General features: G+C 60.4%; 8 protein-coding genes and 1 rRNA gene. 3 read left to right on the plus strand and 6 right to left on the minus strand.

Translation table 11 applies throughout. The features are described 5' to 3' along the window. Window positions 1-350: 350 nt before the first annotated feature. The 5 genes from cyoD to M0D68_RS25795 all read right to left on the minus strand — a co-directional run bounded on the left by cyoD (window position 351) and on the right by M0D68_RS25795 (window position 6132). On the minus strand, window positions 351-707 hold the full coding sequence (gene cyoD / locus M0D68_RS25775; RefSeq protein WP_093644557.1) for a cytochrome o ubiquinol oxidase subunit IV: 357 nt from the start codon (window positions 705-707) through the stop codon (window positions 351-353). Further along, window positions 708-1313 (minus strand): cytochrome o ubiquinol oxidase subunit III, encoded by a 606-nt coding sequence (gene cyoC / locus M0D68_RS25780; protein ID WP_266225756.1) that lies wholly within the window; start codon window positions 1311-1313, stop codon window positions 708-710. It lies immediately after the preceding gene. Beyond that, complete coding sequence (gene cyoB, locus M0D68_RS25785) at window positions 1313-3301, minus strand: cytochrome o ubiquinol oxidase subunit I (RefSeq protein ID WP_266225758.1); 1989 nt, start codon at window positions 3299-3301, stop codon at window positions 1313-1315. Before cyoB ends, cyoC begins: the two co-directional genes overlap by 1 nt. Window positions 3302-3304: 3 nt before the next feature. Continuing rightward, a complete protein-coding gene (gene cyoA, locus M0D68_RS25790; protein WP_266225760.1) occupies window positions 3305-4204 on the minus strand; it encodes a ubiquinol oxidase subunit II in 900 nt (299 codons plus the stop codon). Between the two features lie 374 nt (window positions 4205-4578). Further along, a complete protein-coding gene (locus M0D68_RS25795; protein WP_200622114.1) occupies window positions 4579-6132 on the minus strand; it encodes an NADH-quinone oxidoreductase subunit M in 1554 nt (517 codons plus the stop codon). A gap of 686 nt (window positions 6133-6818) precedes the next feature. Between M0D68_RS25795 and M0D68_RS25800 the strand changes: the two genes are divergently transcribed. From M0D68_RS25800 to M0D68_RS25810, 3 genes are all read left to right on the plus strand, one after another. Continuing rightward, window positions 6819-7568, plus strand: a complete 750-nt coding sequence (locus M0D68_RS25800; RefSeq protein WP_200622115.1) for an ABC transporter ATP-binding protein — start codon at window positions 6819-6821, stop codon at window positions 7566-7568. Further along, complete coding sequence (locus M0D68_RS25805) at window positions 7558-10128, plus strand: FtsX-like permease family protein (protein WP_266225768.1); 2571 nt, start codon at window positions 7558-7560, stop codon at window positions 10126-10128. Before M0D68_RS25800 ends, M0D68_RS25805 begins: the two co-directional genes overlap by 11 nt. Before the next feature lie 215 nt (window positions 10129-10343). Continuing rightward, window positions 10344-11429, plus strand: coding sequence for a carotenoid 1,2-hydratase (locus tag M0D68_RS25810; RefSeq protein WP_266225762.1), 1086 nt, complete (start codon window positions 10344-10346; stop codon window positions 11427-11429). An 82-nt stretch (window positions 11430-11511) separates the two neighbouring features. On the opposite strand, the gene rrf is transcribed toward M0D68_RS25810, so the two are convergent. Further along, a 5S ribosomal RNA gene (rrf, locus tag M0D68_RS25815) occupies window positions 11512-11624 on the minus strand. Between the last annotated feature and the right edge of the window lie 231 nt (window positions 11625-11855).

Genomic DNA, 11855 nt, shown 5'->3' on the forward strand with positions numbered 1-11855 from the left:
ATTCCTGTGGTGTTGAGCGCGTTAGTGAACGTAAGTGCGTGAGAGCGAAAACGGAAAGATCAAAACAAAAAGCCACCGGTCTTGTGACGGGTGGCCTCAGGGATACGGACGTGTACAGATCGACTCGCTAGACGCAAGCTCCCCTTGGCAGGCTGCAACAGCATGCGTGCAAAGAATGCGAACGGGAATGGATAGATGCGATCATGGAAACGATGCTAACGTGTGTTTCGAGGCCGGTCAATCTCGAATCGTGGCGCGGTGTCCGAATCGTGCGCCTTCGGAACTCATGAAGAAAGCCCCGCAAAGTTTTCACCTTGCGGGGCTTTTTCTCAAATGGCTACGTTTTCCGCCTAGCGGGACATCATATGCATGCTGACGTTATGCATGATCCACAATGACCCGACGATCAGAATCACAGCCGTAAGCACCGTGAAGCCGAACGCCATGACGTTCCAGCGCTGTGCCGACGACGCGTTCATGTGCAGGAAGAAAATCAGGTGCACGACGATCTGCACAAACGCGAGGCCTGCGATTGCGAGCAGAGCGTTCTCGCCGGTCAACGTCCCGTTGAGGACGAGACCGAAGGCCGCGGCAGTCAGAATGACGGAGAGAATGAAACCCACCGTATAGCTGCCGAAGCTGCCGTGACTTTCACCGCCGTGCCCTTCGTCCGGGTGCGCCAGGTGTGAGTGATGGCTATGGTCCATTTAGATCACGCTCGCAAGATAGACAAAGGTGAAGACGCCAATCCACACGACGTCCAGAAAGTGCCAGAACAGGCTCAGGCACGTTAGGCGAATCATGTCGCGTTCGGTCAGATCGCGATGACGCATCACCTGCACGGCGAGCACCACCATCCAGATCAGGCCGCAAGTAACGTGCAAACCGTGCGTGCCGACCAGCGTAAAGAACGACGACAGGAACGCGCTGCGGCTCGGGCCCGCACCCTGTGCGATCAGGTGCGAAAACTCGCGCATTTCCAGCACGAGGAACGCGAGACCCAGCAGGAAGGTCACGCCGAGCCAGAAGAGCAGCACGCCCTTCCGGTTCTTGTGCGCGCCCAGCATTGCGAAGCCGTACGTGATACTGCTCAGCAGCAGCATCGACGTTTCAAGCGCGACGCCCGGGATCTCGAACAGATCCTTAGCCGTAGGGCCACCCGCGAACTGGTGGCCCATCACCGCGAACACGGCGAAGAGCGCGGCAAAGATGATGCAGTCGGTCATCAGGTACAGCCAGAAACCGAATACCGATTGCGACGGCACATGGTCCGGCGCGAGATGCGGCTGAACCGCAATAGTCTTCTGTAGCATCAGTCCACCTCTACCGCAATGTGGGCACCAGCGCCGGAGCGTTTTTCTTCAATCAACGCGACCGTGTCGGCCGGGATGTAATAGCCGTCGTTGTCCTGGAAGCTATAGATGATCACCGTGCCGATTGCGCCGACCAGGCCGACGATCGCAAGCCACCAGATGTGCCACACACCGGCAAAACCGAGCGCCAGCGAGAACAGGCCAACCAGCAGACCCGCTGACGTATTCGACGGCATATGAATGTCGCGATACACCGGCTCTGCTTGCGGCGCTTTACGCGACTTCATGTCGGTGAACGCGTCCAGCTTGCGCACCGTCGGGATGATCGCGAAGTTGTACACCGGCGGCGGCGAGCTCATCGCCCATTCCAGCGTATGACCGTTCCACGGATCGCCCGAGACGTCGCGATTTTCCGGCAGATTACGGTCGCGGATACTGACGTAGAGCTGCGCCAGCTGGCAGGCAATGCCGATAGCGATCAGCCCTGCGCCGAACGCGGCGAGGATCAGCCACGGGTGCCATGCCGGATTGTCGTAATGGTTCAGACGACGCGTCATGCCCATGAAGCCGAGCACGTACAGCGGCATGAACGCGACATAGAAACCGACCAGCCAGAACCAGAACGCAGCCTTGCCGAGTTTCTCGTTCAGCTTGAAACCGAACGCTTTCGGGAACCAGTAGTTGAAACCGGCCAGATAACCGAACAGCACGCCACCGATGATCACATTGTGGAAGTGAGCGATCAGGAACAGACTGTTGTGCAGAACGAAGTCCGCGCCCGGGATCGCCATCATCACGCCGGTCATCCCGCCGATCGTGAACGTGATCATGAAGCCGATCGTCCACAGCACGGGCGTGGTGAATTCCAGACGGCCCTTGTAGATCGTGAACAACCAGTTGAACACCTTCACGCCGGTCGGAATCGCAATCACCATCGTCGCAATGCCGAAGAACGCATTGACGTCGGCGCCCGAACCCATCGTGAAGAAGTGGTGCAGCCACACGAGGAACGACAGCACCATGATCGCGCAGGTTGCCCACACCATCGTCTTGTAGCCGAACAGCGGCTTCTTGGCGAAGGTGGCCACAACTTCCGAGAAGATACCGAACGCCGGCAGGATCAGGATGTACACCTCCGGGTGACCCCATGCCCAGATCAGGTTCAGGTACAGCATGGCGTTGCCGCCGCCGTCGTTCGTGAAGAAGTGCATGCCGAGGTAGCGGTCCAGACCGAGCAACGCGAGCGTCACGGTCAGGATCGGGAACGAGGCCATGATCAGCACGTTGGTGCAGAGCGCGGTCCACGTGAACACCGGCATCTTCATCCAGGTCATGCCCGGGGCCCGCATCTTCACGATGGTCGCGAAGAAGTTCACGCCGGTGAGCAAGGTGCCGATACCGGAGAGCTGCAAACTCCACAGGTAATAGTCGACCCCGACACCCGGACTGAACTGCAACTCCGACAGCGGCGGATAAGCCAACCAACCTGTTTGCGCGAACTCACCGATCACCAGCGACACGTTGATCAGAATCGCGCTGACAGCGGTCATCCAGAAGCTCAACGAGTTGATGAAGGGGAACGCAACGTCGCGCGCGCCGATCTGCAGCGGCACGATCAGGTTCATCAGGCCGATCATGAATGCCATCGCCATGAAGAAAATCATGATGACGCCGTGGGCCGTGAACACCTGGTCATAGTGGTGCGGCGGCAGATAGCCTGGGCTCATGTAGCCGAGCGCCTGCTGCAGACGCATCATGATCGCGTCCGAGAAGCCGCGCAGCAGCATGATCATCGCCACGATGATGTACATGATGCCGAGCTTCTTATGGTCGACGGAGGTCAGCCATTCCGTCCACAGGTAGCGCCATTTGCCGAGATAGGTGACCGTGCCGAGCACGGCCAACCCGACGAGCGCCATGAAGATGCCCGCGCCCACGATGATTGGCTCGTGGTACGGAATCGCATCGAGCGTAAGTTTTCCGAACATGCGTTACCCCTTACCCTTTGGCGCGCAGTTAGCGTCGTTCATGTTGTCGAGGACGTTACCGTTGTTGTATCGGGCAATGATGTTGTGAAAGAGCTTCGGATCGACCGACGAAAAGTAGCGCACCGGCTCCTTCTCGGTAGGCGCCGACATCGCGTGATAGCGGTCCATGTCGAGACGGTCGGACGAGGCGCGTACCTTGGTGACCCACGCGTTGAACTCGTCGGGCGACGTGGCGAGCGCGCGGAACTTCATGTCCGAGAAGCCCTTGCCGCTGAAGTTCGCCGCGGTGCCTGCGTAGTTGCCGGCCTCGTCGGCAATCAGATGCAGACGCGTTTGCATACCCGCCATCGCGTAGATCTGGCCGCCGAGTTGCGGAATGAAGAAGGAGTTCATCACCGTGTCGGACGTGATGAGGAAGTTCACCGGCGTGCCGACCGGGAACGCCAGCTGGTTCACCGATGCAATGCCGAGGTCGGGATAGATGAAGAGCCACTTCCAGTCGAGTGCGACGACTTCGACGTTGATCGGCTTGACCTGAGACTCGAGCGGTTTATACGGATCGAGCTCGTGTGTGCTCTTCCACGTCAGCACGGCGAGGAACAGGATGATCAGCGTCGGAATCGTCCAGATGGCGATTTCGATGCCGGTGGAATGCACCCAGCCCGGCTTGTATTCGGCATTCCTGTTCGACGCGCGATAGCGCCATGCGAACAGCAGCGTGAGCGCGATAACCGGAACGACCACGATCAGCATGGCCCAGACCGACGTGGCAATCAGCTCACGTTCAGCCAGCCCCACACTCCCCTTCGGATTCAAAACATCGAGGTTGCTGCAACCCGAGAGCAACAACACAAGGCCGGCGGAAAGGAAACCTGCCGACCCTCGCAGCGTTTTTCCTTTCATATCCATTGCCTTTCTTCTACGACTTCAATGAACGTCATTCGACCGCTCTCCATTAGTAAGCGATCGCATAATAGGGGGTCGTCAAGGGGATATAAACACTCGTTTTCGCAACGATCTATTGCGCCGCAACACCGTGTGACATGTTGCCGCACTGCTGTGCACACGTGAGGGTTTGCAATGCGCTATTGCGAAGTGCCGGCGGGATCGCCGGATCACAAAAGTCCCTTCAAACAAGCATTAAAACGCAGCGTGACCTGAAGGTTACGCTGCGCCGGATGCTCGAAAAGGACGTGTGTATGGGTGCGAAAAAGCGCGCTCGCGCTGGCAGCATCCTGGCGACGGATGTTGCACCTGCGACACGCGCCTTGTTTCGATCAGCCCGGTGTGCGTGCCGCGACAGTAGCGGGCGCCGCAGCCTGCAGGTGCTCGCCACCGTCAGCCGGTACGGAGTCTGACGGATGCAGGCTACGTTCCGATTGCGCCAGCAGCGTGCCGACCGACGGGTCGATCGCATCGGTGAACGGCTTCGGATTGATGCCGATGGCCAGCACCAGCAAAGCCATCGCGCCGAGCAGCACGAACTCGCGCTTGCCGAGGTCCTGAAGCTTCGCGACGCGTGCATTGGCAATCGCGCCGAAAATCACGCGCTTGTACATCCACAGCGTGTAGGCCGCGCTCAGGACCAGCGTCGAGGCCGCGATGGCGCCGATCCAGAAATTGAAGCGGATCGCGCCCATCAACACCATGAACTCGCCGACAAAACCCGACGTGCCCGGCAGGCCGATATTGGCCATCGAGAACAGCATCACGAACGCAGCGAAGCGCGGCATGGTGTTGGCGACGCCGCCGTATTCAGCGATCGAAGCCGTCTTCGTGCGGTCGAAGAGCATGCCCGTGCACAGCAGCATCGCGCCGGACACCACGCCATACGACAGCATCTGCACGATCGCGCCGGCCTGGCCGATGCGGTTGAAGACGAACAGGCCGAGCGTCACGAGGCCCATGTGCGCGATCGTCGAATACGCGAGCAGGCGGCGCATGTCGGTCTGCACGAGTGCCAGCAGGCTCGAATAGATCACCGCGACCAGCGACAGCGTGATCATCATCGGCGCGAAGAAATGACTGGCTTGCGGGGCGATCGGCAACGCGAAACGCAGCAGACCGTAGCCGCCCAGCTTGAGCATGCCGATCATTACCGCGGCGCCGGTCGGGCCGTCGAGGTGGACGTCAGGCAGCCACGTGTGCAGCGGCCACATCGGCACCTTCACACCGAACGCAGCAAGGAAGCCGAGGAAGATCAGGACCTGCGGCCAGGTGCCGAGGCGAGTTTCACGCCACAGCGCGAGGTCGAAGCTGTGCGTCTGCGCATACAGGTACAGCATCGACATCAGCATCATCAGCGAGCCGAGGAACGAGACGAAGAAGAACTTCACCGCGGCATACGAGCGGTTCGAATTGCCCCATGTCCCGATCAGCAGGTACAGCGGAATCAGCGTCGCTTCGAACGAGATGAAGAACAGCATGCCGTCCATCGACGTGAACACGCCCTGCATGAAACCCGACAGCATCAGGAAGGCGCCGAAGTACTGCGCGGTGCGCTCGGTGATCGACTCCCACGAGGCGACCACGATGATGATCGTGGTCAGCGCGGTCAACGCGACGAGCCACAGCGAAATGCCATCCACCCCCACGTGCCACGCGATATCGAACGTGGGCGACCAGCGGACGTTCTCGACGAACTGCATCGACGTCACGTCGTTGCGGAAATTCGATACGAGCGGAATCACCGGCAGGAAACCCGCTATCGCGCCGATCAACGCGAGCCATCGCGTGCGGCCACGTGCCGCGTCCGATCCGGCACGCAAAACCACCAGGCCGGCGACAATAGGGATCCAGATGAGTAGGCTAAGAAGCGGAGGCAATGGCATGTGTTCTGTTGAAAACTTGAAATACAAAACGCCGCATCAATGCCTTCAAAAACGAAAGCATTGAAATGGATATGTAGGCTGGATTTCGCTGAAATCGACGTCGAAGCAGTGCTGCCTGCCTCACGTTTACCCGCAGTCGAATGACCAAGGGTGGGAGATTACCAAGATAAGAATACTTTTGCAGCGCAACAACGCTGCAACGCCGTTGGTAATGCTTTGTTGCCACGTCTGCCCTTGCGAAACGCCGAAAAATGTGCAGACGCACAAAGCAATTTCCCCAGGGTATACACCATGCTTTTTACATGAAGAAGAAAGCAATTGGCGGGCGATTAGCCGCTCTTGCATAGGCGCTTAGACGAGACGATCGCGCCGAAATAAATCATTCTGGTGCACGACACGCCATCAAAGCCGATTTCGAGCCGCCGGCGAAAATTTAGCGCGTCCGCGAGCAGAAAATTTTTTTGATCCGGCACTCTAAAGAAGCGTCGGCGCGAGCCCGAAAAGACCCTATCGATCGGGGTGGCGGTTCATTATCGGACAGGTATCGGGCTATGGCGGCGCTCGCCTGCGAGCCTTACAGAACCCGAATATACTTCGGCGGTTCAGGGGCCGACGCTCGTGCGTAGTACGGTAGTTCTTCGCACGCCTGGACGCCGCCCTCACCGGCCAGACTTATCGGATACCGCATGCTGCTTCGTGATGAAGGTGTCGTTCCCGCGCTCGAATGCCGCGGGCTTGGCAAGACGTATGGCGCCGGCCGCATCGTGCTGGCGCACCTCGATTTCACGCTCGCGCCGGGTGAATTCGTCGCGATCATGGGTGACTCCGGCGTCGGCAAATCGACGTTGCTCAATCTCATTGCCGGGCTCGACAGCGCGGATAGCGGCGACGTGATCATCGACGGCAGCGCCGTCTCGCGTCTGGATGACAACGCGGCGACGCGCTTGCGCCGGCAAAAACTGGGCTTCGTGTTTCAGGCGTTTCACGTGCTGCCTCATCTGACGCTTGCGCAGAATGTCGCGCTGCCTCTTCTGTTAAACGAGCTGCCCATGGCCGGCGCGCTCGATATGCTCGCGGCCGTGGGTTTGAGCGGCCGTGGCGATGATTTTCCGCGGCAGTTGTCGGGCGGCGAGTTGCAACGCGTCGCCATTGCGCGGGCACTCGTGCATCGTCCGAAACTGATTCTCGCCGACGAACCCACCGGCAACCTCGATCCCGATACCGCACACGAAGTACTCGGCCTGTTCCGCACGCAAAGCAAGGCAACCGGTGCGGCCACCATCATGGTCACGCACTCGGAGGCGGCCGCGGCAGTGGCGGACCGCATTCTGATTTTGAGCGACGGCGGTTTGCATGCTTCATTGGGGCGCAACGCCTTTTCCGGTTCGGCCCCCGACGCTCGATCCGCTGCGCGTTCAGCTGATGATGCACGCTGACCCGCGCCCACTGGAACGAATGCGAGGTCATCGCAGGCTCGCGCGTTGGCTGTTGGGCGCAGAGTGGCACAGTCATCGCGGACGCGCACTGGTTGCAATCGCAACGATCGCGCTCGGCGTCGCGCTTGGCTACGCCGTTCAACTGATCAATAGCGCAGCCTTCAATGAATTCTCGGCGGCGGCGCGCAGCCTGTCGGGCGAGGCCGATCTGCAGGTGCGCGGTGCGCAACCTTTATTCGACGAATCCATCTACCCGCGTTTGTCGGCTGAGCCTGGCGTGGCGCTGGCGAGTCCGGTACTCGCTCTCGATGTGACCGTACCGGATCAGAGCGCCGCATTGCCCGTACTCGGTATCGATGTCTTCAAGGCGAGCCGCATTGCCCCTGATCTGATCGGCGTGCCGTCGCCGGATCGGCCGTTCGATACCGTTGCGGCCGATACGATGTTTCTTTCGGCGGCGGCTCAACAATGGTTGAACGTGAAGATCGGCGATGACGTGGCACTGCAAAGCGGCACGTCGATCGTGCACTTTCGTGTGGCCGGCGGTCTCGTGAGAACAAGGCCGGGACAGCGGCTTGCGGTAATGGATATTGCCACCGCTCAGTGGAAGTTCGGCAAGGTGGGCAAGCTGTCGCGCATCGACGTGCAACTCGAACGCGGCTTCGATCGCGAACGCTTCAAACGTGATCTGCAAGCGCAACTCGGCAGCCGGTGGGTGATCTCCGAGACGCGCGACGCCGAAAGCCGCACCGATCGTTTGTCGCGCGCCTATCGAATCAATATGAACGTGCTCGCGCTGGTGGCGCTTTTCACTGGCGCGTTCCTCGTGTTTTCGACGCAGGCACTGGGCGTCGTGCGACGCCGTGCCCAGTTCGCAATGCTGCGCGTGCTTGGACTGACGCGCGGCCAGTTGCTGCGCCAGATTCTGATGGAAGGCGCACTGCTCGGCCTGCTCGGTTCGCTGTCCGGACTCGCGCTCGGCTATGCGATGGCGAGCGGCGCGTTGCGTTTTTTCGGCAGCGACCTGGGCGGCGGCTACTTTCCTGGCGTGCAACCGCGCGTCGGTTTCGAACCGCTCGCGACCGCACTATTTCTGGTGCTAGGCATCGCCGTGTCGGTATTAGGCAGTCTTGCCCCCGCCTTGGAGGCGGCACGTGCGCAGCCCGCGGCGGCGCTCAAAGCCGGCGCCGAAGAAGGCGCGTTGGCGCGGCTCGCTACGCCTTGGCCCGCGTTGACATGTCTGCTGGTTGCCGCCCTGCTCACTCAAGTTCCGCCGCTGTTCGATGCGCCTATTGGCGGCTATCTGGCTGTTGCGCTGTTGCTGGTCGGCGGGATCGCGCTGATGCCACGCGTGACGGCTTTGATCTTTGGCGCTGCAAGCCGTGCTATTGGCGCGCGGCGTCGGGCTGGCGCGGCGAGCACGTTGGCATTGGCGCGTCTCGCGAATGCGCCAGGCCATGCATCGATCGCAATGGGCGGCGTGCTGTCAAGCTTCGCGCTGATCGTCGCGATGGCGATCATGGTGGCGAGCTTCCGTGTTTCTGTCGAAGACTGGTTGGGCCACCTGCTCTCGGCCGATCTGTACGTTCGCGTGGCACCGAACGGCGACACCGGTGGCTTGCGCCCCGACGAACAGACTCTGCTGCGTACCGTGCCCGGCATCAAGACGGCAGCGTTCGCTCGCACCTCGCATCTCACGCTCGATCCTGCACGGCCGGACATCGCCGTGCTCGCCCGTGAAATCGACGCCGCTGATCCGGGCGCAAATCTGCAGATGACCGGGGCGGTGCTGCCTCCTTCCGAGTTGCATGAGGGCGAGACACCTGTTTGGGTATCCGAAGCAATGGTCGATCTGTATGGGTACAAGCTTGGTCAGCGCGTGCAGTTACCGCTTGGTGAGCGCGGCCACGTGTTCGTTGTAGCCGGTGTATGGCGTGATTACGTGCGGCAGACCGGTGCGATTCAGATACGGCTTGCGGATTATCGACGCCTAACCGCCGACACTGGCGCGACGGATGTGGCTGTCACCGTTCAACCGGGAACGAGCGTCGAACGCGTGATGGCCGGCCTGCGTGCGCTGCCCTTCGGCGCATCGCTGACCCTGTCGCAACCGGGCGAAATCCGCGCGCGTACGCTGGTTATTTTCGATCGAAGTTTTGCCGTCACTTATCTTCTCGAGGGAGTCGCGATCGTGATCGGCCTGTTCGGCGTCGCGGCGACGTTTTCCGCGCAGACACTCGCACGGGCCCGTGAGTTCGGCATGCTGCGGCATGTGGGCGTGACCCGCTCGCAGGTTCTCGCGATTCTTGCGCTCGAAGGCGGGATGCTCACCGCTTGCGGCATCGCGATGGGCTTCGTTCTTGGATTCGCGATCAGCCTGATCCTGGTGTTCGTCGTCAATCCGCAGTCGTTTCACTGGAGCATGTCGCTGCACGTTCCATGGACAGTGCTCGGCACGGTGGCGTTGGTGATGCTGGCTTCGTCGTGTTCGACTGCGGTGATTGCGGGACGAGGCGCGGTGTCGGTGGATGCGGTGCGCGCGGTGAAGGAGGATTGGTGATGGGTGGGTCGTCGCGGGAGGTGGTGCGGGAATCGATGTATGACGCGGCGTACGGATCGGCGTATCGAGCGATGTATCAAGTGGCGTGTCGAGTGACTACATGTTCCTGTCGAACTGGTCGCGTCCGCCTGGCGCACAGCGTTTCAGGCAGGTCATCGGCTGCGCCGCGGCGCCTGGCAAGTGCACGAAGGCTGAACGCTGCGATTCATGCGGCGTTGCTTTGCTTGGGTTTGGTGGCTACAGCATCTGCGGTGGCCGCGACACCGGAGTTCACAGCGGTCACGCCGGACCATTCGATCGTGCTGCCGCAAGATAGCGGCGCACACCCGGCTTTTCGCACCGAGTGGTGGTACGCAACAGGCTGGCTCACGACACCGGACAATCAGCCGCTCGGCTTCCAGATCACCTTCTTTCGCTCGGCAACTGGTCACGATCCAGCGGACCCGAGTGCGTTCGCACCATCGCAATTGATCATTGCCCACGCCGCGTTAAGCGATCCTGCGCTTGGTCATCTGACGCACGATCAGCGCATTGCCCGCCAAGGCTTCGGGTTGGCGTATGCGAAGTCGGACAATACCGACGTCAAACTCGATGCATGGAAAATCGTCCGTGCCGACGACGGTCACTACGACGTTACAGTGGACGCGAACGGATTCGCGCTGCGCCTCGCACTGACGCCGACGCAGGCTCCTTTGGTCCAGGGCGAACACGGCTACTCGCGCAAGGGTCCGCGGCCGGAACAGGCAAGCTATTACTACAGCGAGCCACAATTGCGCGTGACTGGCAGCGTAGTTCGACCGGTCTCGGCAGGCAGCAAATCGACGGGCGAAACGGCCGTTACCGGCGCGGCGTGGCTCGATCACGAATGGTCCAGCACGCTCCTCGATGCCGACGCGGTCGGATGGGATTGGCTCGGCGCCAATCTGACGGACGGTTCAGCCTTGATAGCTTTCAAGGTTCGCAGTCGCGATGGACACGCAATATGGGCACATGCCGCACTCAGAAATCGCGATGGTCAGGTGACGGCGTTCGGCCGCGATCAGGTCGATTTCACTCCAGTTCGCACATGGCGCTCGCCACGCACGAACACGTCGTATCCCGTGTCGATGACGGTCAAAACCGGCGCGCTTACGTGGCGCCTCGATCCGTTGATGGACGACCAGGAACTCGATTCCCGTCAGTCGACGGGTGCAGTGTATTGGGAGGGTGCAGTGCGGGTGAGCCGTGACGGCGCGGAAGTTGGACGTGCCTATCTGGAGCTGACGGGGTACGCGAACGCGCTGCGGATCGGGAAGGAGTGAGTGGCGTTGCTGACGGAATTTTCAGGGCCGTAAACGCAGAAACCCCACCTTTGCGGGGTGGGGTTTCTGGTCATGCTGGGGAGCCTGACGATTACCTACTTTCACACGGGAATCCGCACTATCATCGGCGTGGAGTCGTTTCACGGTCCTGTTCGGGATGGGAAGGGGTGGGACCGACTCGCTATGGTCATCAGGCATGACTTGTTGTCGTAGTGCTCGTGGAGCAGTACAACCAATCTGGAAGAAGTAGCTGAGAGGATGCCTCTCGGTATTACATTAGGCTGTGTTGTTTCAGGCACAACACTGATCTCAACCTGTGTGTCGCCCCCTGCGGGGGTTGTTTCGGCTAGGCGCTAAAGCGCAACCCGAAACGAAACACACCTGTTATAGGATCAAGCCTTACGGGCAATTAGTATCAGTTAGCTT

Origin of the sequence: Paraburkholderia sp. SEWSISQ10-3 4 (assembly GCF_030464785.1) — a bacterium.
Taxonomy (GTDB): Bacteria; Pseudomonadota; Gammaproteobacteria; order Burkholderiales; family Burkholderiaceae; genus Paraburkholderia; species Paraburkholderia aspalathi.